The sequence below is a fragment of the Microtetraspora sp. NBRC 13810 genome, assembly GCF_030268685.1.
In the GTDB taxonomy this organism is placed as follows: domain Bacteria; phylum Actinomycetota; class Actinomycetes; order Streptosporangiales; family Streptosporangiaceae; genus BSRQ01.
This window is the reverse complement of sequence record NZ_BSRQ01000018.1, coordinates 100261-124972: the sequence shown is the minus strand read 5'-3', so window position 1 is coordinate 124972 and position 24712 is coordinate 100261. Positions and strand designations below refer to the sequence as shown.

The 24712-nt window shown below is 72.9% G+C and carries 26 protein-coding genes; 17 read left to right on the top strand and 9 right to left on the bottom strand.

What is annotated here, in order from left to right; translation table 11 throughout:
• Positions 1–11 precede the first annotated feature (11 nt).
• The 5 genes from QSK26_RS30100 to QSK26_RS30080 all read right to left on the bottom strand — a co-directional run bounded on the left by QSK26_RS30100 (position 12) and on the right by QSK26_RS30080 (position 4700).
• A complete protein-coding gene (locus QSK26_RS30100; protein ID WP_285778667.1) occupies positions 12–806 on the bottom strand; it encodes an ABC transporter ATP-binding protein in 795 nt (264 codons plus the stop codon).
• Positions 803–1636: an ABC transporter permease gene (locus QSK26_RS30095; RefSeq protein ID WP_285778666.1), complete on the bottom strand. Its 834-nt coding sequence runs from the start codon at positions 1634–1636 to the stop codon at positions 803–805. The genes QSK26_RS30100 and QSK26_RS30095 overlap by 4 nt, the downstream gene beginning before the upstream one ends.
• Positions 1633–2586, bottom strand: coding sequence for an ABC transporter permease (locus QSK26_RS30090; RefSeq protein ID WP_285778665.1), 954 nt, complete (start codon positions 2584–2586; stop codon positions 1633–1635). The genes QSK26_RS30095 and QSK26_RS30090 overlap by 4 nt, the downstream gene beginning before the upstream one ends.
• Complete coding sequence (locus tag QSK26_RS30085) at positions 2583–4109, bottom strand: ABC transporter substrate-binding protein (RefSeq protein ID WP_285778664.1); 1527 nt, start codon at positions 4107–4109, stop codon at positions 2583–2585. Before QSK26_RS30085 ends, QSK26_RS30090 begins: the two co-directional genes overlap by 4 nt.
• 138 nt (positions 4110–4247) lie before the next feature.
• The gene (locus tag QSK26_RS30080; RefSeq protein ID WP_285778663.1) at positions 4248–4700 is read right to left on the bottom strand and encodes a cupin domain-containing protein; all 453 of its coding nucleotides are present in this window, start codon (positions 4698–4700) and stop codon (positions 4248–4250) included.
• A 117-nt stretch (positions 4701–4817) separates the two neighbouring features.
• On the opposite strand from QSK26_RS30080, the gene QSK26_RS30075 reads away from it, so the two are divergent.
• From QSK26_RS30075 to mtnB, 8 genes are read left to right on the top strand one after another with little or no spacing between them, the layout of a single operon-like run.
• Positions 4818–5843, top strand: coding sequence for a BMP family lipoprotein (locus tag QSK26_RS30075; RefSeq protein WP_285778662.1), 1026 nt, complete (start codon positions 4818–4820; stop codon positions 5841–5843).
• A gap of 2 nt (positions 5844–5845) precedes the next feature.
• On the top strand, positions 5846–7423 hold the full coding sequence (locus QSK26_RS30070) for an ABC transporter ATP-binding protein (protein ID WP_285778661.1): 1578 nt from the start codon (positions 5846–5848) through the stop codon (positions 7421–7423).
• Positions 7420–8634 carry an ABC transporter permease gene (locus QSK26_RS30065; protein WP_285778660.1) on the top strand — a complete coding sequence of 405 codons (1215 nt, stop codon included), beginning with the start codon at positions 7420–7422 and terminating at the stop codon, positions 8632–8634. Before QSK26_RS30070 ends, QSK26_RS30065 begins: the two co-directional genes overlap by 4 nt.
• Positions 8631–9524 carry an ABC transporter permease gene (locus tag QSK26_RS30060; protein WP_285778659.1) on the top strand — a complete coding sequence of 298 codons (894 nt, stop codon included), beginning with the start codon at positions 8631–8633 and terminating at the stop codon, positions 9522–9524. Before QSK26_RS30065 ends, QSK26_RS30060 begins: the two co-directional genes overlap by 4 nt.
• Complete coding sequence (locus QSK26_RS30055) at positions 9521–10537, top strand: s-methyl-5-thioribose-1-phosphate isomerase (RefSeq protein ID WP_285778658.1); 1017 nt, start codon at positions 9521–9523, stop codon at positions 10535–10537. The genes QSK26_RS30060 and QSK26_RS30055 overlap by 4 nt, the downstream gene beginning before the upstream one ends.
• A complete protein-coding gene (locus QSK26_RS30050; RefSeq protein ID WP_285778657.1) occupies positions 10534–11490 on the top strand; it encodes a nucleoside hydrolase in 957 nt (318 codons plus the stop codon). Before QSK26_RS30055 ends, QSK26_RS30050 begins: the two co-directional genes overlap by 4 nt.
• Positions 11487–12158, top strand: a complete 672-nt coding sequence (gene mtnC, locus QSK26_RS30045; protein WP_285778656.1) for an acireductone synthase — start codon at positions 11487–11489, stop codon at positions 12156–12158. The genes QSK26_RS30050 and mtnC overlap by 4 nt, the downstream gene beginning before the upstream one ends.
• Entirely contained in the window at positions 12155–12778 is a 624-nt protein-coding gene (mtnB, locus tag QSK26_RS30040; protein WP_285778655.1) for a methylthioribulose 1-phosphate dehydratase, read from the top strand. Before mtnC ends, mtnB begins: the two co-directional genes overlap by 4 nt.
• Positions 12779–12796: 18 nt before the next feature.
• On the opposite strand, the gene mtnK is transcribed toward mtnB, so the two are convergent.
• The 4 genes from mtnK to QSK26_RS30020 are packed head-to-tail and all read right to left on the bottom strand — an operon-like array spanning position 12797 to position 17782.
• Entirely contained in the window at positions 12797–14029 is a 1233-nt protein-coding gene (gene mtnK, locus QSK26_RS30035) for an S-methyl-5-thioribose kinase (RefSeq protein WP_285778654.1), read from the bottom strand.
• A complete protein-coding gene (locus tag QSK26_RS30030) occupies positions 14026–15084 on the bottom strand; it encodes an ABC transporter permease (protein WP_285778653.1) in 1059 nt (352 codons plus the stop codon). Before QSK26_RS30030 ends, mtnK begins: the two co-directional genes overlap by 4 nt.
• A complete protein-coding gene (locus QSK26_RS30025) occupies positions 15081–16685 on the bottom strand; it encodes a sugar ABC transporter ATP-binding protein (RefSeq protein ID WP_285778652.1) in 1605 nt (534 codons plus the stop codon). Before QSK26_RS30025 ends, QSK26_RS30030 begins: the two co-directional genes overlap by 4 nt.
• A complete protein-coding gene (locus QSK26_RS30020) occupies positions 16682–17782 on the bottom strand; it encodes a substrate-binding domain-containing protein (RefSeq protein WP_285778651.1) in 1101 nt (366 codons plus the stop codon). Before QSK26_RS30020 ends, QSK26_RS30025 begins: the two co-directional genes overlap by 4 nt.
• Before the next feature lie 98 nt (positions 17783–17880).
• On the opposite strand from QSK26_RS30020, the gene QSK26_RS30015 reads away from it, so the two are divergent.
• From QSK26_RS30015 to QSK26_RS29975, 9 genes are all read left to right on the top strand, one after another.
• The gene (locus QSK26_RS30015; RefSeq protein ID WP_285778650.1) at positions 17881–18462 is read left to right on the top strand and encodes a 1,2-dihydroxy-3-keto-5-methylthiopentene dioxygenase; all 582 of its coding nucleotides are present in this window, start codon (positions 17881–17883) and stop codon (positions 18460–18462) included.
• A 246-nt stretch (positions 18463–18708) separates the two neighbouring features.
• Entirely contained in the window at positions 18709–19470 is a 762-nt protein-coding gene (locus QSK26_RS30010) for a DeoR/GlpR family DNA-binding transcription regulator (RefSeq protein WP_285778649.1), read from the top strand.
• Positions 19467–20408 carry a 1-phosphofructokinase gene (gene pfkB, locus QSK26_RS30005; protein WP_285778648.1) on the top strand — a complete coding sequence of 314 codons (942 nt, stop codon included), beginning with the start codon at positions 19467–19469 and terminating at the stop codon, positions 20406–20408. The genes QSK26_RS30010 and pfkB overlap by 4 nt, the downstream gene beginning before the upstream one ends.
• 63 nt (positions 20409–20471) lie before the next feature.
• Entirely contained in the window at positions 20472–21713 is a 1242-nt protein-coding gene (gene mtlA, locus QSK26_RS30000; RefSeq protein WP_285778647.1) for a mannitol-specific PTS transporter subunit IIC, read from the top strand.
• 5 nt (positions 21714–21718) lie between these two features.
• Positions 21719–22027: a PTS sugar transporter subunit IIBC family protein gene (locus tag QSK26_RS29995; RefSeq protein ID WP_285778646.1), complete on the top strand. Its 309-nt coding sequence runs from the start codon at positions 21719–21721 to the stop codon at positions 22025–22027.
• Positions 22020–22478, top strand: coding sequence for a PTS mannitol transporter subunit IIA (locus tag QSK26_RS29990; RefSeq protein WP_285778645.1), 459 nt, complete (start codon positions 22020–22022; stop codon positions 22476–22478). The genes QSK26_RS29995 and QSK26_RS29990 overlap by 8 nt, the downstream gene beginning before the upstream one ends.
• Positions 22475–23515, top strand: a complete 1041-nt coding sequence (locus tag QSK26_RS29985) for a zinc-dependent dehydrogenase (protein ID WP_285778644.1) — start codon at positions 22475–22477, stop codon at positions 23513–23515. Before QSK26_RS29990 ends, QSK26_RS29985 begins: the two co-directional genes overlap by 4 nt.
• A gap of 26 nt (positions 23516–23541) precedes the next feature.
• Positions 23542–23826, top strand: a complete 285-nt coding sequence (locus QSK26_RS29980) for an HPr family phosphocarrier protein (protein ID WP_285778643.1) — start codon at positions 23542–23544, stop codon at positions 23824–23826.
• Positions 23827–24064: 238 nt separating this feature from the next.
• A complete protein-coding gene (locus QSK26_RS29975; RefSeq protein WP_285778642.1) occupies positions 24065–24712 on the top strand; it encodes an RNA polymerase sigma factor in 648 nt (215 codons plus the stop codon).

Here is a 24712-nt window from a genome sequence, read left to right as displayed (position 1 = left end):
GGTGAGCAGGTTCACGACGGGGTCTCCTGGGGGTTCCAACTGGTGGCTCTGGCCGCGGCGACGAGCTGCCGGGTGTACGGCTCGCGCGGGTCGCGCAGGACGTCCAGGGTGGGGCCCTCCTCGACGACCCGGCCGGCCCGCATGACGGCGAGGCGGCGGCTGACCTGGGCGACCACGGCCAGGTCGTGGCTGATGAACAGCAGGGCGCTGCCCTCCTCCTCGACCAGGGCGGTGAGCAGCCGGAGGATCTCGGCCTGCACGGTCACGTCCAGCGCCGTGGTCGGCTCGTCGGCGACGATCAGCGCGGGGCGGGCGGCGATCGCGATGGCGATCCCGACCCGCTGCCGCTGGCCGCCGGAGAGCTGGTGCGGGTAGGCGCGGACGATCCGCTCCGGGTCGGGGAGGCCGACCCTGGCGGCCAGTTCGGCCGCCGCGCCGCGCGCCGCCCGCCGGGACAGGCCCCGATGGATGCGCAGCGGCTCGCCGATCTGCGCGCCGATCCGCATGAGCGGGTTCAGCGCGGTCAGCGGCTCCTGGAAGACGAAGCCGATCCCGGCGCCGCGCAGCGGGGCGATCGCGCGTTCCCGGCGGCCGAGGAGTTCGGAGCCTTCGAAACGGACCGAGCCGGTCACGGCGGCGCCGGGGGGCAGCAGACCGGCGACGGCGAGCGCGGTGAGCGTCTTGCCCGATCCCGACTCGCCGATCAGCCCGAGCCGCTCCCCCGCGCCGAGCGAGAGCCGCACCCCGGCGACCACGGTGGAGTCGCCGAACCGCACGGTCAGGTCCTCGACCTCCAGCAGTCTCACGTCCGCCTCGCCTTCGGGTCGCCGGCGTCGCGCAGCCCGTCGCCGAGCAGGTTGAAGCCGAGCACGGTGGCCACGATCGCGAGGCCGGGCCACACCAGCACCTGCGGCCTGATCGTGAGCTGGGTCTGCAGGTCGTGCAGCATCCGGCCCCAGGTGGGGGTGCTGGACGGCACGCCATACCCGAGGTAGGACAGGGCGGCCTCGGCGAGTACGGCGATCGCCATGACCAGGGAGAGCAGCACGGTGAGGGTGGGCAGCGCGTTGGGCAGCACGTGCGCGTACAGGATGCGCCAGGTGCCCGCGCCGCCGGCCCGCGCGGCGAGGACGTAGTCGGCGGCGAGCACCCGGGTCATCTCGGCCCGCATGACCCTGGCGACGAAGAAGCCCTCGCCGAGCCCGATCGCGAGCACGGCGGTCAGCGTGGAGGCGCCGTGCACGGCGACGAGCACCATGGCCAGCAGCAGGGTGGGGAAGGCGATGAGCACGTCGATCCCGTAGCCGACGGCGGCGCGCACCCAGCCTGGGGTGACCGCCGCGGCGGCGGCGAGCAGCGTGCCGGTCACCGCGGCGACGACGGTGGCCGCGAGGCTCACCAGCAGCGTGGTGCGGGCGCCGGCGAGGACCAGGCTGAACAGGTCCCGGCCGAGCCGGTCGGCGCCGAACCAGTGCGCGCCGGAGACCGGCGCCCAGCTCGCCCGCGGGTCCACGGCTCCCGGGTCGTAGGGCGTCCACACCAGGGAGACCAGTGTGGCCGCGACCACCACGGCCGACAGCGCCAGCCCGAGCAGCCCGGACCGGCTGCGCACCAGCGACCGGAACGCCCCGGTCATGGGGTGTCCCGCAGGCGGGGGTCGGCCAGCCGGTGGACGATGTCGATCACGGTGCCGAGGACGAGGACCAGGCCGGACAGGAGCAGGACGGTGCCCTGGACCTTGACGAGGTCGCGGTTGCCCACGTCGGCGAGGAGCATCTTGCCCACGCCCGGCAGGCTGAACGCCTGCTCGACGACGACGGCCCCGACGATCAGCGAGGCGATCTGGATGCCGAGGACCGACACCACCGGCATCGCGGCGTTGCGCAGCCCGTGGCGGAGCAGCGCCGCCCCGGTGGTGAGCCCCTTGGCCCGAGCGGTGCGCAGGAAGTCGGCCTGGAGCACCTCCAGCGTGGCCGAGCGGACGAAGCGCAGCAGCACGGCCGCCTGGGCCAGGGCGAGGGTGAGGACGGGGAGCACCAGGCTCGCGGCGGCCCGGCCGGGTTCGGCCCAGCCGTCGGCGGGGAAGCCCTGCGCGGGCAGCAGGCGGAGCTGCACGGCGAAGACGACGGAGAGCATGATGCCCATCCAGAACGTCGGCACCGCGACGCCGAGCTGGCCCAGCGCGGACACCGCCGCGCCGTCCGGGGCGCGCTGCCGCAGCGCCGCGTAGGCGCCGAGCGGCACGGCGATCGCCACGGCGAGCACGGCGGCGGTCAGGGTGAGCGGGAGGGTGACGACGAGCTTGCGGGCGAGCTCGTCGGTGACCGAGACGCCGTTGAGCATGGAACGGCCGAAGTCCCCGGTGAGCACGCCGCCCGCCCACTCGGCGTACTGCACGGGCAGCGGGCGGTCGGTGCCCAGCCGTTCGCGCAGGACGGCGAGTTGCTCCGGGGTGGCCTGCACGCCGCCGACGATCGTCGCGACGTCCCCGGGGAGCAGCCGGAGCAGCACGAAGATCAGGAGGCTGACCCCGAAGAGGGCGGCGGCCAGGAGACCCAGCCGCCGCACCAGGAAGACCGGCGTCATCGTGGTGTGGTCACGGTCAGGCCGGACAGGTCGAGCCGGGCGTTGGTGTCGTTCTTCGGGAAGCCGGTCACGCCGGGGCGGGCGATGCTGGTGCTGAGGGAGCGCACCACCCAGTCGGCGGCGGCGTCCTCGGAGATCTTCCTGGCGACCTGCCCGAGCAGGGTGTCCCGCTCGGCGTCGCTCCCGGCGGAGATCGCCTCCTCGGTCCACTTCCGCACGTCGGGGTTGTCGTAGCGCCAGTAGTAGCCGGGCTGGGCGTACTGCAGGATGGTCAGCGGCTCGACGTGCGCGACCAGCGACAGGTCGTAGTCGGCCTTCGTGTAGACCTTGTCCAGCCAGACGCCGAACTCGACGGTGTTCACCTTGAGGTTGACGCCGACCGCCTTGTACTGCGCGGCGATGTAGTCGGCCATCGTGGACGGGTAGATGTTGGGCACGGTCAGCTCCAGGTCGAGCCCCGCGGCGTGGCCCGCCTGCGCCAGCAGCGCCTTGGCGGCGGCGGGGTCGTAGGAGTCGATCGAGGTCAGGTCCTCGTACCACGGGTCGGTGGGCGCGGTGTGGCTGCCGGCCTTGGCGTAGAGGTGGTCGCCGCCGAGCGTGGTGACCAGGCCGTCCTTGTCCACCGCGCGGCGCAGGGCGTGCCGTACCCGCGGGTCCTTGAGCGGGCCGCGGGAGTTGTTGAAGGCGAGCACGAAGATCGTGTTGCTGTTGCCGGTGGTGACGGTGAAGCCGGGGTCGCCCTGGACCGCGGCGTAGCTGTCGCCGGTGGTGCCGGTGTAGAGGTCGATCTCGCCCGCGCGCAGCGCGTTGAGCGCGGTGTTCTCGTCCGCGATGTAGTGGAACACCACCTTGGCGACCTTCGCCTTGGCCTGGCCCCAGTAGGCGTCGTCCCGGACGAAGGTGATCGTGGAGCCGCGTTGCCAGTTCTGCAGCCGGAACGGGCCGGTGCCGTTCTCGGAGTCGTCGAGCCGGTTGGCCGCGCCCTTCTTGAGCACGACCCCGCCCCGGCCGGCGAGGGCGTAGAGGAACGTCGTGTCGCGGCGGGCCAGCGTGATGACGACGGTGGTGTCGTCCTTGGCCTCGACCTTCTCGACCGAGGCGAAGGACGCCTTGGCCGGGTTGACCGAGTCGGCGGCGATGACCTTGCCGAAGGAGTCCTCGACGTCGGCGGCGGTGACCGGGGAGCCGTCGTGGAAGGTGGCCCTGTTGAGAGTGAAGGTGTAGGTCAGCCCGTCGCCGGACACCTCGGGCAGGGCGGCGAGGCCGGGCTCGATCTTCCCGTCGTCGGTGTACTTCACCAGGCCCTCGTAGACGTTGCCAAGCAGGATCTGCTCCAGGGCGGCACCGGCGACCTTGGTGATGTCCAGGCTGGTGGGTTCGAGGAGCAGCCGGACGTCGACCTCGGCGCGGGGATCGGGGCGCCCCGGGGCGGCTCCGGTCGGCGACCCGTCGTCGGCGGCGCCGCAGCCCGCCGCGAGGAGCAGCGCGGTCACGGCCAGGGCGATGATTCTCGGGCTTCTCATCGAGGTCGTGTCTCCAGGAACTCGGGGGCAGGCCGACCATTGTGGCCTTGGTAAACGGTAGGACGCACGCGTGACACGGGCTGTCACGGGGGGCGTGCAACACCGCGGCACGCCGCTGAGCAGCGGCGGCGTCCCCGGTCAGCCGCCGGTGGGCCCCCAGCGCAGCCCGTCGAGGTTGACCACGATGGCCTCCTGGGTGCTGCGCGCGACGACCACGACCGCCTCCTCGTCGGGGTCGGTGTTCTCCTCGCGGTGCGGCACGAAGGGCGGCACGAAGATGTAGTCGCCCGGTTTGGCGGTGATCCGCACCTCGCGGGGCTCGTCGGCGTCCACGTCGAGGAAGACGAACGACGGGTTGCCGCTGACGACGTAGATGGCGGTCTCGGAGTCGCCGTGGTGGTGGTCGGCGGAGACGGTGCCGGGCGCGACGTGGGCCTGTCCCATCCACAGCCGCCGGGATCCGACGGTGGCGCCGCTGATCGCCGCGCGCCGTTCCATGCCGGAGGACTGGGCCGTCTCACCGCTCAGCCCGGAGGGCGCGATGTGGTGCAGCCGCCGGTGGAAGGGGTCCTCGGGGAGATCGTTCGTCATGTGGCACTCCAAACCTGGCACCCGAGTAGGAAATGAGTAGATATATGCTTACGCCCAGTATTCTGGGCTTTCGTCCCATCTGGTGGGATTAGCCGTTTCGTAAGGACAGACCACATCATGCGAATCACCCCTGCGCTGGCCGTACTCGTCTCGGCCCTCACCCTGACGGCCTGCGGCGGCGAGCCGGCGGCGGACGGCGCCCAGGCCGCACCGAGCAAGTCGGTCATCTTCATCACCCCGAACCCGGTCGGCACCAACAGCTTCCTCCAGCTCGGCGTCAAGGGCGCGGAGGCCGCCGCCAAGGAGATCGGCGCGTCCTTCAAGCTGTACGAGAGCAAGGATCCCACCAGCATCGCGCAGAACGTCGACGCCGCGGTCCGGGCCAAGCCCACGATCATCGTCGGCATCAGCTTCTCCTTCGACGACGTCTTCGCCACCGTGCCCAAGCAGCACCCCGGCCAGCAGTTCCTCCAGGTGGACTCCTGCGCCAAGGACCAGGCGCCAAACCTCGCCTGCGTGTCGTTCAAGGAGCACGAGGCGGCCTACCTCGCCGGCGTGGAGGCCGGGCTGCTCACCAGGAGCGGGCAGATCGGCGTCGTGGCCGCGCAGGACACGCCGTTCGTCCACCGCTGGATCGAGCCGTTCTTCGAGGGCGCCAAGTCCGTCCGGCCGGACGTGCGGGGCACCTCGCTGTTCGTCGGCGGCAGCAACCCGTTCAGCGACCCGGCGCGGGCCAAGTCCCAGGCGCAGACCCTGATCGGGCGCGGCGCCGACGTGATCACGGCGGCGGCCTCGGCCGGCAACCAGGGCGTGTTCGAGGCGGCCGCGGCGGGCAAGGTCAAGGCCATCGGCGTGGACGTGGACCAGTGCCCGCAGAGCCCGGGCAACGTCATCGACAACGTCCTCAAGCGCGTGGACGTCGCCGAGATCGCGGCCATCAAGGAGATCGCGGCCGGCAAGACGGGCGGCGTCAAGGTCTACGGCCTGGCCGAGGACGGCGTCGGCGTCGGCGCCCTGCAGGCGGACTTCTCCTCCTCCCAGTGCACCACGGCGGGCGACGTCGACCTGCAGGCCAAGGTCAAGCAGGTCCGCGACGACATCGTGGCCGGCAAGATCACTGTCGCCGACCCGCTGGCGGGCTAGCCGTGGCGGTCTCCCCCGCCGAGCCCCCGGCCGCCGAGCTGGTGGGCGTCTCCAAGAGGTTCGGTCCCGTCGTGGCGAACGACGGGATCGACCTGGCGATCGCCAAGGGCGAGATCCACGCCGTCGTGGGCGAGAACGGGGCGGGCAAGTCCACCCTGATGTCCATCCTGTACGGCCTGCACCGCCCCGACGCCGGGCACGTCGCGCGCAACGGCGCCAGGATCCGGCTGCGCTCCCCCGCCGACGCCATCTCGCACGGGCTCGGCATGGTCCACCAGCACTTCCGCCTCTTCCCCGAGCTGACCGTCGCCGAGAACGTGGTGATCGGCGCCGAGCCCACCAGGGGCGGCGTGCTCGACCTGGCCGCGGCGCGCCGCGAGGTCGAGCGGCTCGGCGACCTCTACGGCCTGCGCGCCGACCCGGACGCGCGGATCGACGGCCTGCCGGTCGGGATCCGGCAGCGGGTGGAGATCCTCAAGGCGCTCTACCGGCGGGCCGAGGTGCTCATCCTGGACGAGCCGACCGCCGTGCTCACGCCGGGCGAGGCGACCCGGCTGTTCGACGTGCTGCGCACGGTCACCGCCACCGGCGCCTCGGTCGTGCTGGTCACGCACAAGCTGACCGAGGTGCTCGCGGCCGGCGACCGGGTCACCGTGCTGCGCCGCGGCCGGGTCACCGGCCGCTTCGACACCGCGACCACCACGGCGGACGAGCTGGTCATGGCCATGATCGGCCGATCCCTCGGCCCCGCCACGCCCCGCCGGGCCACCCGGCCGCCGGCGGACGGGCCGTACGCGCTGGAGGTGCGCGACCTGCGGGTGCGGGACCGCGACGGGGTGCCGCGGCTGGACGGGGTGTCCTTCGGCGTGCGGCCGGGCGAGATCGTCGGCATCGCGGGCGTGGCCGGCAGCGGCCAGCGCGAGCTGCTCGACACGGTCACCGGCCTGCGCGGCCCTGGACGCGGCGACTCCGGCGAGGTGCTGCTGTCCGGCGCCCCGGTACGGCGCGGCCGGCATCCCGCCGTGGCGTACGTGCCGGAGGACCGGCGCGGCAGGGCGACCTCGCCCGGCATGTCGCTGGCCGAGAACCTCATCATGGGCGACCAGCGGACCCCCGCCCTGCGCGGGCGGCTCGGCCTGTCCGCCTCGGCCGTCCGCGAGCGGGCCAGGACGCTCACCGAGCGCTTCTCCATCCGCGCCGCCTCCGTCTCCGATCCGATCTCCAGCCTGTCCGGCGGCAACGCCCAGAAGGCCGTGCTGGCCCGCGAGCTGTCCAGGGGGACGCCGGTGATCGTGGTCGAGGAGCCCACCCAGGGCGTGGACGTGGGCGCGCAGGAGCAGATCCACGCGCTCATCGCCGACGCCCGCGACCAGGGGCAGGCGGTGCTGCTCCAGTCCAGCGAGCTGACCGAGCTGCGCGCGCTCGCCGACCGGGTGCTGGTGATGTTCGAGGGCCGGGTGGTCGCCGAGATCACCGGCGAGGAGGCCGGCGACGAACGCCTCGGCGCCGCCATGACGGGAGCCACGACCGGCGGCGCGTCCGGAACCACGACCGGCGGCACCTCCGGGGCGGCCTCGTGAGCGGCGGGCCGACGGTGGACGGGCACGACGCGAACGGGCAGCACGCGAACGGGCAGCACGCGGACGGGCGCGACGCGAACGAGCACCACACGGACGGGCGCGAGGTGGACGGGCGCGGCGTGGACGGCCCCGTGCCGGGGCGGCGGGGGGCCGGCGCGGTGGTGGCGCTCGCGGGGCGGATCGTGCTCGCGCCCGCCGTGCTCGCGGTCGCCGGGGCGCTCGTGCTGACCACGCTGGTCATGCTGGCCGTCGGCGTGGACCCGGCGCTGGCCTACCCCGCGCTGGTCAGGGGCGCGCTGTACGACGGCAACCTGGAGTACACGATCGCGGCGTTCGTCCCGACGCTGGGCATGGCGCTGGCGTTCGCGATCCCGTTGCGGGCCGGGGAGTTCAACCTGGGCGGGGACGGCCAGATGGCGCTCGGCGGCGTCGTCGCGGCGGCGCTCGCCCTGAACGTGACGCTGCCCGCCGGGCTCGGCGTGCTGCTGCCGCTGGTGGCCGCCGCGCTCACCGGCGCGCTGGTCGCGGGGATCTCCGCGCCGCTGCGCACCCGGCTCGGCGTCCCGGCCATCGTGACGACGCTGCTGGTCAGCACCCCGGCCGTGGCCCTCGCGTCCTACCTGGTGCGCTTCCCGCTCGCCGAGCAGGGCACCGGCAACGCGCAGACGCCCACGCTGCCCGACGCGGCGCACCTGCCGGCCCTCGCGGGCAGCGAGTACGTCACGCTCGGGCTGCCGCTGATCGCGCTGCTCACCGCCGCCTGGCTGCTCGCCGACGCCCGCGGCGTGCTCGGCTACGAGATCCGGGCCACCGGTTCCAACCGGGAGTTCGCCCGGTACGGCGGGGTCGCGGTGAACCGGCTGGCCGCGGTGACGCTCGCCGGGGGCGGCGCGTTCGCCGGCCTGGTGGGCGCGCTGATCGTGCTCGGCCCGCCGTACCGGTTCGTGGACGGCGCGCTGACCGCGCCCGGCTACACCTTCACCGCCATCGCGGCGGTGCTGCTGGCCACCGGGCGGCCGGTGGCGGTGCCCTTCACCGTCGCGCTGCTGACGATCCTGTCGGCGGGCGGGCCGGGCATGGAACGCGACGCGGGCGTGCCGAGCCAGCTCACCCAGATCGTGCAGGGGCTCATCATCGTGATCGTCGCCGTGTTCGCGACGGTGCGGCACGTCCGGCGGAGACGGAACGCCAGAACGGAGGCGGGCGCGTGAACATCTTCGAGGCGACGTTCTTCGCCGCGGTGCTGACCGCCACCGCGCCCGTCGTGCTCGCCGCGCTGGGCGGGCTGCTCAGCTCGGTGTCCGGCGTGTTCAACATGGCGCTGGAGGGCCAGTTGCTGTGGGGGGCGTTCACGGCGGTGGTGTTCAGCTACCTCACCGGCAGCGCGTGGCTGGGCGTGCTGGGCGGCGTGCTCGCCACCGTGCTCTACTCGGCCATCCTGTCGGTGTCGGCGGTGACCTTCCGGGCCGACCCGGTGGTGGTCGCGGTGGGCATGAACCTGCTGGCGCTCGGGCTGACCGCGTTCCTGATGCGGCAGGTCTTCGGCGTCGGCGGCACCTACACCTCCCCCGACCTGCGCGGCCTGCCCACCCTCGCCGACCTCGGCCTGGACGTGCCGGTGCTCGGCTCCCAGTCGCCGCTGGTGCCGGTGACGCTCGCACTGGTGGTCGCGGTGGCGCTGTGGCTGAAGCGGACCCGGGCCGGGCTGCGGCTGCGCGGCATCGGGCAGCACGCGGACGCCGCCGAGTCCCTCGGCCTGCGGGTCGGCGTCTACCGGCACGGGGTGGTGCTCGCCGCCGGCGCGCTCTGCGGGCTCGCCGGGGCGCAGCTCGCCCTGGGCAACGTGACCCTCTTCAGCGAGGGCATGAGCGCCGGGCGCGGTTGGGTGGCCGTCGTGGCGGTCATGCTGGGCGGCTCGCGACCCTACCGGGTGCTGCTGGCCTGCCTGCTCTTCGGCGCGGCGGAGGCGTTCGGCTTCCGCCTGCAGGGTGCCGGGCTGCCGCAGCAGGCGGCGGACGCGGCACCCTATGTGATCACGCTGCTCGCCCTGGTCGTCGCCGGCGCGGCGGGCAGGCGGCGGCAGACAGTGGAGGCACGATGAACACCCCGGCCCTGGCCGACTCGGTACGGATGGCCGGCGACGCGGTGGAGATCCTCGACCGCCGCGTCTACCCCTTCGAGGTGCGCTGGGTGCGCTGCGCCACCAGTGAGGAGGTCGCGACGGCCATCGAGCAGATGGTCACGCAGAGCTCCGGGCCGCTCTTCGCCACCACGGCCGGCATGACGCTCGCCGCCAGGGAGGGCAGGCACGAGCCGCCCGGCCGGGCAGCCGCTCGGCTGCGCGCGGCCGGCGAGCGGCTGATCGCCACCCGGCCGACGAACAACCACATCCGCGACGCCGTGCACGCGATCCTCGCCGCCACCGCGGACGGTCCGCTGGCCGAGGCCGCGGGCGAGGAACTGGCGGAGGCGGTGGCGGAGGCGGCGGCCGGGCACGACGCGGCGTACTGGGCGCGCAGCGCGGCCCTCGGCGGGCACGCGGCGTCGCTGCTTCCGGACGGCGCGCGGGTGCTCACGCACTGCTGGGCGGACGCCTACCTGATAGCGACCGTGCGGGCGGCGCAGGAGGCGGGCAGGCGCCTGTCCTTCGTGTGCACCGAGACCCGCCCCTACCTGCAGGGCGCCCGGCTCACCGCGGCCACCCTGGTGGAGATGGGGTACACGCCCACCCTGATCACCGACGGGATGGTCGCGGCGGCGCTGGCCGACGGGATCGCCGACGTGACGCTGACCGCGGCCGACCGGGTGACCCTGGACGGGCATGTGATCAACAAGGTGGGCACGCTCGGCGTGGCGCTGGCCGCCTCCGCCTTCGGCGTGCCGTACTACGCGCTGGTGCAGGCCCCCGACCCGCTCGCGCCGACCGCGGCCGACGTGGTGATCGAACACCGCGACGGCGACGAGGTGCTGCACGTCCTCGGGACGCGCACCGCCGCGCCGGGCGTCACCGGCTACTACCCCGCCTTCGACACGACGCCGCCGCGCCTCGTCACCGCGATCGTCACCGAGAACGGCGTCTACCAGCCAGGACAAGTCAAGGAGAGCCTTCTTTGAGCCAGATCCGACACGTCGTCGTCGACACCGACACCGGCGTGGACGACGCACACACGCTGCTCTACCTCGCGGGACGGCCGGACGCCGAGATCGTCGCGATCACCTCGGTCTACGGCAACTGCGTCGAGGAGGACGCGACCCGCAACATCGGCTACGTCAACCGGCTGCTCGGCCTGGACGTGCCGGTGGCCAGGGGCGCCGCCGCGCCGCTCACCGGGAGCCCGCGCATCGCCGGTTACGTGCACGGCAAGGACGGCCTGGGCGACATGGGCTATGACCGCCCGCTGCCCGAGGTCACCGGGGAGAGCGGCGCGGAGATGCTGGTACGGCTGGCCGCCGAGCGGCCGGGCGAGCTGGACCTGCTGGCGCTCGGCCCGCTGACCAACCTGGGCCTGGCCCTGCGCATCGACCCCGGACTGTTCACGAAGTACCGCTCGGTCGTGCTGATGGGCGGCTCGGGACCGTACGGCCCGCCCGGCACGTCCCTCATGGTGGACGCCAACATCAACAACGACGCGGAGGCGGCCCGCGCTGTGTTCGCCGCGCCGCGCAACGAGCTGGTGATGGTCGGGGTGAACGTCACCGGGACGACCATCCTGGACGAGAAGGCGATCGCGGCCCTGCGCGCGGCCGGCACCCCGAAGGCGCGCTTCGCGACCGAGATCCTCGACGCCTACCTGGACTTCTACCAGAATGAGTGGGGCCGCCGGATCATCCCGCTGCACGACCCGCTGGCGGCCGGCATCCTGCTCGACCCGGGCTTCGCCACCGCCTGGACCGACGGCCCGGTCAACGTGGTGAGCAACGGCTTCATGGCCAGGGCGCGGCTGATGCGCACCTTCGACGGGCTGCCGCCGGCCTTCCGGTACGAACCGGCGCCGGACACCCGGGTGATCACCGCCGTCGACTCCTGGCGTTTCGTGACCGATTTCGTGGAGGTGCTGTCCCGATGACGTCCCCTTCGTGGGTCGTGCTGGACATCGAAGGCACGACGAGTTCGACCGAGTCCGTGCACGTGGGGCTCTACTCCTACGCCCGGCCCCGGCTGGGCCCGTGGATCGACGCGCACCCCGACGACCCGGACGTGCGCGAGGCCGTGCGCCAGACGGGCGGGGCGACCACCGCGGAGACCGTCGCGATCCTGCACGGCTGGATGGACGGCGACGTCAAGGCGACGCCGCTGAAGACGCTCCAGGGGCAGATCTGGGCGGCCGGGTTCGCCGCCGGGGAGCTCACCGCGCATTTCTTCCCCGACGTCGCGCCGGTGCTGCGGGCCTGGCACGCGCAGGGGCGGCGCCTCGCGGTGTTCTCCTCCGGCTCGGTGGCGAGCCAGCGTCCCTGGTTCAGGCACAGTACGGCCGGCGACCTGTCGGTCCTGGTCGAGCACCACTTCGACACGGTCAACGCCGGCCCCAAGCGGGAGCCCGCCTCCTATCTCAGGATCGCCGAGACGCTCGGCCCGCCCGCCGGGCTGCTCTTCCTGTCCGACGTGCCGGCCGAGCTGGACGCGGCCGCCGCGGCGGGCTGGCGGACGACCGGCGTCCGGCGTCCCGGCGAGCCCAGCGCGGACGCCGACTTCGGCGCCCATCCCGTCATCGCGTCCTTCGAGGAGATCAAGTGACTCACCCGCTCACCGCCGGGCGCATCCTGCTGGCCGGCGAGAGGCTGGCCGCGGAGTCGGCCCGGTTCACCGGTTTCGGCTGGATGCGCGGCACGTCGGGCAACCTGTCGGAGGTCGTCGCCCGCGACCCGCTGCGCCTCGCCGTCACCGCCAGCGGCCTGGACAAGGGCGAGCTGGCCGCCTCCGACGTGGCCGTGGTCGACGCGGCCGGGCGGCCCGCCCCGGTGGACGGGGTGGCACCGCTCGTCCCCTCCGCCGAGGCGGGGCTGCACGCCCGGGTGGCCGACCTGACCGGCGCCGACGCGGTCGTGCACGTGCACGCGCTGAGCGCCGTCGTGGCGGGCCACCACTGGCCGGACGGCGTACGGCTGCGCGACGTGGAGACGCTGAAGGGCATCGGCCGCCTCGCGCACGACGACGAGGTGGTCATCCCGGTGATCGGCAACAGCCAGGACATGGCCGAACTGGGCGACCGGTTCGAGGCCGCCTACGACCCGCGCACCCCGGCCGTCATCGTGGCCTCACACGGCCTGTACACGTGGGGCTCGGACCTGAAGCGGGCCCGGCACGTCACCGAGTGCGTGGAGTGGCTGCTGTCCTACGCCCTCGCCACCAGGTGAGGGCGTAGGACCGGGCGTTCAGGCCGCGTCGGTGAGGATCTCGCCGACGCGGCCGAACAGCGCCTCCGGCTCGCGCGTCCGCGCGCCCTCCACCAGCAGGAACCGGGCGGCGCCGAGCACGCCGCGGATCGCCCTGACCCTGGCCGGCTCCTCCAGCGTCTCGATGTCGGTCACCCGGGAGAAGCCGATCACCCGCCGGGCCGCCTTGGCCGCCCCGGCCGCGACGGCGTCGCCGTACACCTTGCCCAGGTAGCCCTCCATGACGCCGGAGCCGAACACCCGGGGGTCGGCGCGGCCGGGCCACAGGGCTGCGAACTCCTCGGCGAAGGCCCGCCAGGTCTCCCCGGCCAGGCCGAGCACCCAGCCGGCGTGCCCGGTGTCGCCGAGCGCGAGACCGCGGGCGGCGTTGAGCACGTAGTTGCCCCACAGGGCGCCGATGTCGAACCCGACCGGGCCGTAGAAGGCGAACTCGGGGTCGAACGCCTTGGTCGAGCGCGGCCTGCCGTCCTCCGCGGCGCGCACCAGGACCGAGCCGGTGTGCAGGTCGCCGTGGATGAGCGCCTCGGCGTGCGTCATGAACGTGATCTTGGCCATGCCGATCGCCGAGCGCACCGCCGGGTCGCCCGCGTACCCGGCCACGTCGGCCTGGTTGGCGGGCAGGATCCTGTTGTGCTCGTGCGTGATGTACGGCTCGGTGTAGACGAGGTCCTCGGTGATCTCGCACAGCTCCGGGTTGACCGCCTCCGCCAGCGCCGCCTTGTGCGCCTTGGCGCCGAGCCCGAAGATCGACGTGCCGAACGCCACCCGGGCCACGTACCTGCCGAGGTCGCCGGCCACGCCCGGGTTCCTGACCCCCTCGTTGAGCAGGCCGCGCCACACCCGGTGGTCCGACAGGTCCTCGATCGCCAGCACGTGCCTGGCGGTGTCCTCGTCGTGGATCTCCGGCACCAGGCCGGGGGCGACGCGCCCGTGCGCGCGCAGGGCGCGGGCCTCGAACGCGTTGCGCTCGGGGGTGAACGGCCACGTCGGGTCCACCCGCACGTGCGGCAGCGCCTGCTTGAGGGCGAGCCCCCGGCCGGCCCCCTCGGCCACGAAGACGAGGTTCATGTTGCCGTCGCCGACCTCGCGGACCCCGGTGATGTCCGCGGGGTCCAGCAGGCGGCTCAGCGCGGGCCGCCCGGCGATGTAGTCGGGCACGTTCTCGACCGTGAGCAGTTCGTAGGACTGCCCGGCGCCGACGGTGACGGTCACCGTATCTTCCTTTCTCTTCGCCCGGGGGTCAGGGCGTAGCTGACGACCAGCGAGCCGACCAGCAGCGCCCCCTGGACGAACGTCTGCGCGTAGTAGGGCGCGTTGAGCATCGTGAGACCGTTGATCATCACTCCGATGAACAGCGCGCCCACCACCGTACCCACCGCGTTGGGCCGGTTCGCGCCGAGGACGGCGAAGCCGATCAGGGCCGCGGCCACCGACTGGAGCAGGTACGGGTCACCGGCGCCCACGTCGCCGCGGCCGAGCCTCGCCGACAGCAGGATGCCGGCCACCGCCGCGCACACGCCGGACACGGCGTAGGCCAGCGCCCGGTAGCGGCCCACCCGGATGCCCGCCAGCCTGGCCGCCTCGGCGTTGCCGCCGATCGCGTACAGCGCGCGCCCCCAGCGGGTGTGGTTGAGGAAGACGTAGACGGCCGCGGCGAGCACGGCGAAGACCACCACCGGGACCGGCACGGAGGCGATCGTGCCACCGCCCAGCCAGGTGAAACCCTCGGTGTACCTGCCGGGCGCGGGCGCGCCGTCGATGGTCATGCCGGCCGACACCGACTGGCCGGAGGTGGCGATGAGCGCGAGCCCCTGGAACAGGAACATCGTGCCCAGCGTGGCCACCAGGTCGGGCACCCGCGCCACCACGGTGAGCAGCACGTTGACCCCGGCCACCAGCAGCCCGGTGAGCAGGCCGAACAGGATCGCCGTGGCGCCGGTGAGGTTGAACCGCACCATGGTCAGGGCGGTCACCATCACCACCGTGCCGACACAGGCGCCGGCGGACAGGTCGAAGCCGCCGGTGGTCATCGACACGGTCACGCCGAGCGCCACCACGCCGACGACGGCGACCGACTGCAGGACGATCAGCGCGTTGCCGTACGTGGCGAACGCCGGTCGCAGCGCGGCGAACACCACCAGCATGACCACGAGGACGACGACCAGCCCGTAACGGTAGGCGACCGTGGCCGCGGTCTCCGCCACCGCCCGCCGTACGGGTGCCGCCGTTCCCGGCGGGCCCGCCGTCTCCTCCCGCGTCGTCGTCATCGCTCCCCTCCCTGCTCCGTCGCGGCGCCGCGCCGCGGGTCCGTCCCGTCCCCCGGGTCGTGCGGGGGCGGGTCGCCGTCGGTGCCGCCGGACATGAGGGCGGCCAGGCGTTCGGCCGTCACGTCGGCGACGGGCAGCTCGCCGGTGGGGGCGCCCTCGTGCAGGACGAGGACGCGGTCGGCGAGTTCGACGATCTCCTGCGGGTCGGAGGAGGCCACGACGACCGCCATTCCCGCGGCGTGCTCCCGCACCACCCGGCCGATGTCGGCGCGGGCTCCGACGTCCACCCCGCGGAAGGGCTCGTCGAGGAGCAGCACCCGGGGCGAGGTCTCCAGCCAGCGGCCGACGACGACCTTCTGCTGGTTGCCGCCGGACAGCGTCTCGATGGCGGCGTCCGGCGAGGCCGCCCGCCCCGCGCCGCGCACCCCGAACAGGTCCACCACGCGCCGCGCCGAGTCCGTCTCCGACCCGCGCGACAGCAGCCCGGCGCGGCTGTGCGCGCGCAGCCAGGGCAGCGTGACGTGCGCGCGGATCGACCAGCCCGGCACGATCGCCTGCGCCGAGCGTTCCTCGGCGGCGAAGGCGACGCCCGCGGCGATGGCCGCCCGCGGGTGCCCCGGCCGGTACGGCCGGCCGTCCACCCGCAGTTCGCCGGACACCAGCGGGCGGGCCCCGCCGAGTTGTTCGAGCAGTTCCGTCTTGCCCGACCCGACCAGCCCGGTCACGCCGAGCACCTCCCCTTCGCGGACGACGAGCCCGAACGGCCGCCCGCCCGCCGTCGTGCGTACGCCCTCGGCCTCCAGCACCGGCCTGCCCCGGCCGCCGGGCGCGGTCTCCCGCCCGGCGGCCGAGACGTGGCCGACCTCGCCGAGCATGGCCTCGACGATGGCGGCGCGGTCCAGCGGAGCGGTGAAGATCCGCCGTACCCGCCCGTCGCGGAGCACCACGACGCGGTCACACAAATCCTCGATCTCGGCGAGCCGGTGCGAGACGTAGAGCACCGCCACGCCGCCGGCGGCGGCCTCGCGCACCCTGGCCATGAGCGCGTCCGCCTCCACCGCGGACAGCGTGGAGGTCGGCTCGTCCAGGATGAGCAGCCGGGCCCGCCGGGACAGCGCGCGGGCGATGACGATCTGCTGCCTGGCGCTGGCCGGCAGCGTCTCCACCGGGGCGTCGAGCGGCAGGTCGAGCCGCACCGCGCGGGCCACCTCCGCGGCCCGCGCGCGGATCCTGGCCCGGGTGGTGAACCAGCCCGAGTGGCGCCTGCCGAAGGAGTCCAGCAGCAGGTTCTCCGCCACGGTGGTGCCGAAGACCACGCCGTCGTCGATGTTCTGGTGCACGGTCTGCACGCCCGCCGCCTGGGCCTCCAGCGGCCCGGCGGGCTCGGCCCGCGTCCCGGCCAGGTGGATCGTGCCGGCGCTGGGCCGGGTCACCCCGGACAGCACCTTGATCAGGGTGGACTTGCCCGCCCCGTTGGTGCCGATGAGGCCGACGACCTCGCCGGGACGGGCGTCGAGGGTGACGTCGTCCAGGGCGAGCGTGGCGCCGTACCGTTTGGACACCCCCGAGACGGACACCACCGGCTCGGCGGCGGCGGTCAAGACGTCGCCCAGGGCACCCGTGCGACGTCCGGCGTCAGGAGGGCGGGGACGGCGCGGGTGAGCTGGTCGATGGTGGTGATGCCGCCGTCGCGCAACTGCTTCTGGGTGACCAGCGCGGGCGGCACGCTGAGCTGCGGGTCCACCTTCTCGCCCGCGACCAGCAGCGCGGCGGCGCGGACGGCGATGCGTCCCACGTTGGACGGGTCGGTGGTGGAGGTGGCCACCCACGGGCTGTCGGGCTCGGTCATCACGCCGATGTCCGCGGTCGAGATGTCCGCCCCGTAGATCTTGACCTTGCTCTGCAGGCCGAGTTCCTTGACCGCCAGCGCCGCGCCCTTGGCGAACTCGTCGTAGGGCGCGAAGATCGCCTTCACGTCCGGGTTGGCCTGGAGGGCCGCCTTGGCCTGGTCGGCGACCGCCGACGCGGTGGAGCTGTTGACCACGCCGATCTGGGCGACCTGCTTGATGCCCGGGTTGTCCTTCTTGAACTGCGTCCACGTCTCGTTGCGCCGGTCCAGCGCCGCGTAGCCGGCGGCGTAGACGTAGACGACGTCGCCGGTGCCGCCGGTGTCCGCCTTGAGGGAGCTCAGCGCCTGCTCGGCGATGCTGTGGTCGTCCTGGGCGAGGGCGACGGCCTCCGGCGTGCCGGGATCCACGTCGAACGCCACCACCGGGATCTTCGCCGCCACGGCCTTCTTGATCGCGGGCTGCATGGTCTGCGCGAAGCCGTGGTCGACGATGATCGCGTCGGCCTTCTGGTTGACGGCCTGCTCCAGGTTGAGCGCCTGCTTGTCGTTGTTGCCGTCGCCGCTGGAGACGTCCAGCTTCACGTTCAGGGCCTGGGCCTCGGCCTTCGCGCCGGCCAGCCACTGCTCGAAGTAGTCGCCGGAGGAGAGCTGCCGCACGAGCGCCACGGTGACGTCACCCTTGGCGAACCGCTCGGGGACCGCGGCCGTCGGGGCGGCGGGGGTCGAGGACGGCGAGGCGGGGGTCGGCGCCGCTGCCGTGCTGGTGGCGGGCGTACCCTGTGAGCAGCCTGCCAGCGTGAGAGCGGCCGTGAGGAAGAAGACGGTTCCGCGGAGTCTTGCGTGAATCACACCCGGGATGATAGGCCCATTTGGGGCGCAATGTCCACTTTTCCCATGGGTATAAGGGGATTTGGCGACTTGTCATCCTCTGACCGACAATCGGGTGTATGACATACCTGACCGTTTACACGGATGGCGAGACCCCGGAGACCCTGCTGGAGACCGGTGACGCCGAGGAGATCGCGGCCGCACTCAAGGAGATCGAGGTACGGCTGCGCCACTGGGAGGTCATCGGTGACCTCGCGACGGGGGCCGACCAGGAGACCATCCTCGACGCCTACCGCGAGGAGGTGGCCAGGGTCGTCGCGGAGGAAGGCTACACCTTCGTCGACGTGGCCCAGCTGCACCCTGACGACAGCGCCGACTGGCCCAAGCGGGCGAAGGCCGCGCGGGAGAAGTTCCTCAACGAGCACACCCACGACGACGACGAGGTCCGCTTCTTCGTCGGCGGCTCCGGCATCTTCTACCTGCACGTGGGCGGCAAGGTGCACGCCGTGCTGTGCGAGCCGGGCGACCTGCTGAGCGTCCCCGCCAACACCACGCACTGGTTCGACATGGGCACCAGCCCCGACTTCACCGCCATCCGCTTCTTCCACGACGACGACGGCTGGATCGGCGCCTTCACCGGCGACTCGATCGCCTCCCGCATCCCCGACTTCGACACCATCACCGCCCGCCGCGCCGCCTGAAGGCACCCTTCGGCGCAGGGGGAGGCGGCGCGTCCGCGCGACCCCGCGGACACGGCTCCGTACAGGAGAGAGGGCCCCGTTCAGGGGCCCTTTTTCATGCCCGCCCCCGCTCCCCCGCCGGCCCGCCGACCGGCTCCGGTAACAGTTCCGCCAAGCGGCTTCCCCGGCTTCGTCAACCCTTGACCGGCAACACAAACGGGTATAAACAAAGACGAAACCAAGCCGAAACGGTGGTGAATCAACACGATGTACGCCGAGGAGCGACAGCAGGAGATCCTGCGCCGGGCGCGAACCGCCGGCCGGGTGGACGTGGTGACGCTGGCCGAGGAGTTCACCGTCACCACCGAGACGATCCGTCGCGACCTCACCGCCCTGGAGCGCGCCGGGGTGCTGCGCCGGGTGCACGGCGGGGCCATCCCGGTGGAGCGGCTGGGCTTCGAGCCCGAGCTCGCCACCAGGGACGAGGTGATGACGGCCGAGAAGGAGCGCATCGCCAAGGCGGCGCTGGCGGAGCTGCCGGAGGACGGGTCGGTCATCATCGACGCGGGCACGACCACCGGCCGCCTGGTGCAGATACTGCCCGCCGACCGGGAGCTCACCGTCATCGTCAACTCGCCGCCGCTGGCCACGGCGCTGGCCGCCCGGCCCAACCTGAGCGTGATCATGCTGGGCGGCCGGGTGAGAGGCCGCACCCTGGCCACCGTGGACGACTGGGCCCTCCAGCCGCTCGCCCACCTCAACGCCGACGTCGCCTTCATCGCGGCGAACGGCTGCTCGGTGGCCAAGGGGCTGACCACCCCCGATCCGGCCGAGGCCGCGATCAAGCGGGCGATGGTCAGGGCCGCCGAGCGCTGCGTGCTGCTGGCCGACCACACCAAGTTCACCAACACCTACCTGGCCCGCTTCGCCTCCATGGCGGAGATCGACGTGGTGATCAGCGACACCGGTCTGGACCCGGCGCTCGCCGCGGAGCTGACCGCGGCGGGACCGGAGGTGGTGCGCGCGTGATCCTCACGCTGACCCTCAACCCGAGCCTGGACCGCACGATCGAGGTCGGCTCGCTGACCCGCGGCGCGGTGATCCGGGCGGGCACGGCGCACCTCGACCCGGGCGGCAAGGGCGTCAACGTCTCGCGGGCGCTGCTCGCCAACAGCGTCCGCTCGTGCGCGGTCATCCCCTACGGCGGGGACGAGGGCCGCAGGCTCGTCGAACTGCTCTCCGCCGAGGGCATCGACATGATCACCGTGCCGGTCGCCGGGACGACCCGGTCCAACGTCACGCTGGCCGAGTCCGACGGCACGGTCACCAAGATCAACGAGCCGGGCACGGCGCTGTCCGCCGCCGAGCTCGACACCGTGGCCGACGCCGTACTCTCGGCCGCGCACTCCGCCGACTGGGTGGTCGCCTCGGGCAGCCTGCCGCCCGAGGTCCCCGCCGACGTGTACGCGGCGCTGTGCCGCAGGTTCGCCGGGGCGGGCATCCACGTCGCGATCGACACCAGCGGGCCCGCCCTGCTGGAATCCCTCACAGCGCGCCCCGCGCTGGTCAAGCCGAACCGCGAGGAGCTGGCCGAGGCCACCGGAGTGCCGATCACGACGCTGGGCGACGCCATCGGCGCCGCCCGCAAGCTGCGCGCCATGGGCGCGGGCACGGTGCTGGCCAGCCTCGGGCCGGACGGCGCCGTGCTGGTGACCGAGGACCGGGTGTGGCACGGCGAGTGCCCGGTCGCGGAGCGGCGCAGCACCGTGGGAGCCGGCGACGCCATGCTCGCCGGATTCCTGGCGGCGGGAGCCGAGGGCGAGACGGCACTCGTCGAAGGACTCGCCTGGGCCACCGCCGCGGTGGGCCTGCCGGGCAGCCGCATGCCCTCTCCCGCCGACATCCGGCGCGACGCCGTTCGCGTCGGAGAAGCCGATCCCACCCAGCCGCTGTCATCCGGGGGTTAGACAGCGACGCGTTCCACCCGCGTCCGGCATCACGGCGCCGGCGCCCCGGAAAAGGAGTAATCGATGGCCACCGCCTACACACCAACGGTCTACGGGACCGGCATAAAGGCCACAGTTCAGCGACTCGGCGGTCGTCTCGCGGGCATGATCATGCCCAACATCGGCGCGTTCATCGCCTGGGGTCTGATCACCGCGCTCTTCATCGACACGGGCTGGCTGCCCAACGCGACCCTCGCGGAACTGGTCGACCCCATCCTCAAGTACCTGCTCCCGGTCCTGATCGGCTACACCGGCGGGCGCATGGTGCACGACCAGCGTGGCGCGGTCGTCGGCGCCGTCGCGACGATGGGCGTCGTCGTCGGGTCCGACGTGCCGATGTTCCTCGGCGCCATGATCGTCGGCCCGCTGGCCGCTTACCTGATCAAGCTGGTGGACGGCTTCACCGAGTCCCGGACCAGGGCCGGGTTCGAGATGCTGGTGGACAACTTCTCCGCCGGCATCGTCGGCGCCGCGATGGCGGTCCTGGGCGCCCTGGGCATCGGGCCGGTCGTGCAGGTGTTCACCACCGCCGCGGGCAACGGCGTCGAGTGGCTGCTGCACCACAACCTGCTGCCGGTCGCCTCGGTGCTCATCGAGCCCGCCAAGGTGCTGTTCCTCAACAACGCGATCAACCACGGCGTGCTCACCCCGCTCGGCTCGGCGGAGGTCGCCGACCAGGGCAAGTCGATCCTGTTCATGCTGGAGTCGAACCCCGGTCCCGGGCTCGGCCTGCTGCTCGCCTACCTGTTCTTCGGCCCGCGCTCGATGCGCTCGACGACCCCGGCCTCGATGGTCATCCACTTCTTCGGCGGCATCCACGAGATCTACTTCCCCTACGTGCTGATGAAGCCGCGACTGATCCTGGCGGTCGTCGCGGGCGGCGCGGCCGGCGTCTTCACCTTCGTCGTCACCGGCGCCGGGCTGGTCGCCGCCCCGTCGCCGGGCAGCATCCTCGCCTACATGGCGATGACCCCGCGCGGCGGCTACTTCGGCGTCATCGCCGGCGTCCTGGCCGCCACCGTCGTCTCCTTCGCCGTCGCCGCCGTGCTGCTGGGCTTCGGGCGGGGAAGCGACGACGAGACCCCCGGCGGCACACCGGCCGCGGAGAGCACGGAGACGGCGGAGACCACGGGACCCACGGGACCCACGGGCGCCACGGGAGCCGCGGCAGCCACGGAGACGCGGGACGGCATCGAACCCCAGCAGGCGGGGACGACCCACACCATCACCGACAAAGACGGCGCACCCGTCATGAAGGAGGCGTGATCGGCATGGCCAGCATCGAGAGCAAGGACATCCACAAGATCGTCGTGGCCTGCGACGCCGGCATGGGCAGCAGCGTCATGCTGGCCGGCCAGCTCCGCAAGCAGCTCAAGGGCTCCTCGGTCACCGTGGAGCACACCCCGGTGGACCGCATCCCGGCCGACGCCGACGTCGTGCTCTGCCACGTCGCCCTCGCCGACCGGGCCAGGGCGACCGCGCCGGGCAAGCCGCTGGTGCCGTTCCAGATCTTCATCGGCGACCCGGCGGTGAACAAGCTCGTCGCCACCATCAAGAGCGGCGGGACCGTCAATGCCTGACACGGCCGCGCTCCCGCTCGATCCGCGGGCCGTACTGCTCGACGCGGTCGCGGCCGACCGGGACGACGCGATCCGCCAGTGCGGGCGGGCGCTGCTGAACGTCGGCGCGATCGAGGAGCCGTACATCGAGACGATGATCGAGCGCGAGCGGTCGCTGTCCACCTACGTCGGCGAGGAGGTGGCCATCCCGCACGGCACCGTGCTGGGCAAGGACACCGTGCACCACGACGCGATCTGCGTGGTGCGCTTCCCCGCCGGCGTCGACTGGGACGGGAACCGGGTCACCGTCTGCGTCGGCATCGCGGCCAAGGGCGACGGCCACGTGCGGCTGCTGTCGGAACTCGCCCAGATCCTGCTCGCCCCGGACCGCGCCCGTGCCCTGCGCGAGTCGGCGGACACCGCCGGCGTGCTGCGGCTGCTTCAACCCATCGGAGAGGACTCAGAAGAATGAAAGTCGCCCGTTTCCACGCTCCCGGCGACATCCGCGTGGAGGACGCGCCGGAACCCACGGCGCGGACCGGCGAGGTCAAGATCCGGGTGCGCAACTGCTCCACCTGCGGCACCGACGCCAAGATCTACAAGTTCGGCCACCACCACATCCGGCCGCCCAGGGTGATGGGGCACGAGATCGCCGGCGAGATCGTGGAGGTCGGCGACGAGGTCACCGGGTGGCAGGCCGGCGACCGCGTCCAGGTCATCGCCGCGATCCCGTGCGGCCGGTGCGAGGAGTGCCGGCGCGGCCGGATGACGGTGTGCCCGAACCAGGAGTCGATGGGCTACCACTTCGAGGGCGGCTTCGCGGAGTTCATGACGGTCCCGGCCAAGGTGCTGGCCGTGGACGGCCTCAACCGCATCCCGGACGGCGTCGGCTTCGCCGAGGCGTCCGTGGCCGAACCGCTCGCCTGCGTGCTGAACGGCCAGGAACTCGCCAGGGTCGGCGAGGGCGACGACGTGGTCATCATGGGCTCGGGCCCGATCGGCTGCCTGCACGTACGGCTGGCCCGCTCGCGCGGCGCGGCCCGGGTCTTCCTGGTGGACCTCAACGCCGGGCGTCTCGCCATGGCGGCCGGCCTCGTCCACCCGGACGCGTCGATCCGCGGCGACGAGACCGACGTGGTGGACGAGGTGCTCAAGCTGACCGAGGGCAGGGGCGCCGACGTGGTGATCACCGCGGCGGCGTCCGGCGCGGCGCAGGAGCAGGCGATCCAGATGGCCGCACGGCAGGGCCGGATCAGCTTCTTCGGCGGCCTGCCCAAGGACGCGCCGATCATCTCGGCCGACGCCAACCTCGTGCACTACCGGGAGCTGACCATCGTCGGCGCCAACGGGTCCAGCCCGCAGCACAACAAGCAGGCGCTCCGCCTCATCGCCGAGGGCGCGGTCCCGGTCTCGGACCTGATCACCCACCGGCTGCCGCTCGACCAGGTGCTCGACGGCATCGGCATCGTGAGCCGGGGCGAAGCCATCAAGGTAACCGTGGAGCCCTGACCACCGGCGAGAGAGGAAGGCGCAAGATGCCCGAGAGGACAGTCACCGTCGGGGCGGGTTCCGGGCTGCACGCCCGGCCCGCGAAGATCTTCGTACAGGCGGCGGCGCGGCAGGGGGTGCCCGTACGCGTCCGGGTCGGCGACGGCAAGGCGGTGCCGGCCAACAGCATGCTCGGCGTGCTGTCGCTCGGCGCCACGCACGGCACCGAGGTGACCTTGGAGGCCGAGGGGCCGGGCGCGGAGGAGGCGCTGGCCGCCCTCGCCGACCTGCTCGCCCAGGACCTCGACACGGCGGAACCCGCGGGCGCCTGAGGCCCGCCCGCCGACGGCCGCGCTCCACCACCCGGGAGCGCGGCCGTCGGCGTGAGAGGACTCTCGATACGATCACACCGGCCTTCCGGCATCCATCAGAAGCCGATGCGGCCTCTCTGAGAAGGAGCACCCTCCAGGGAAATGGCCGTTCTACCCAGAAAAGTTCGCCGAACCGGGAACTCCGCCTGCCTCTCGCAAGAACCACTGGTGTCAATGCCGACACGCGAAAGGCATGTAGATGCGACAACAGAGCCGGCCCACGTTGGCCGCGCCCGTGACCGCCAACGTGACCGCCGACGGGGCCGATGACGTGGCCACCGACGCCGCGGTGATCGCTCTATCCCGGCGCGAGCCCGAAGCGTTCGCCACGCTGTTCTCGCGGCACGCCCCGGCGCTCAAGCAGTACGCCGTCCGGCGCCTTGGCACGGAGGCCGCCGAGGACATCGTGGCGGAGGCCTTCATCGTGGCGTTCCGGAAGCGGGCGTCGTACGACCTGACCTTCGGTGACGCGAGGCCGTGGTTGTACGGGATCGCGACCAACCTCATCGCCCGGCACCGCCGGAGCGAGATCGACCTGTACCGCGCGCTGAGCCGTACGGGGGCCGACCCGGTCATGGAGCCGTTCACCGACCGGGTCGAACAGCGCGTGGCCGCCGGCGGGATGCGCGGCAGGCTCGCGGACGCTCTGGCCGGACTGCCCGACGGGCACCGTGACGCGTTGCTGCTGGTCACCTGGGGCCGGCTTTCCTACGAGGACGCGGCCCAGTCGCTGGGCGTCGCCGTGGGAACGGTCCGCTCCCGGGTCAACCGGGCTCGCAAGAAACTGCGCCGGACGCTCGGCGACATCGATCCGACCGCCGTGAACGAGGAGTTCCCACGTGGATGA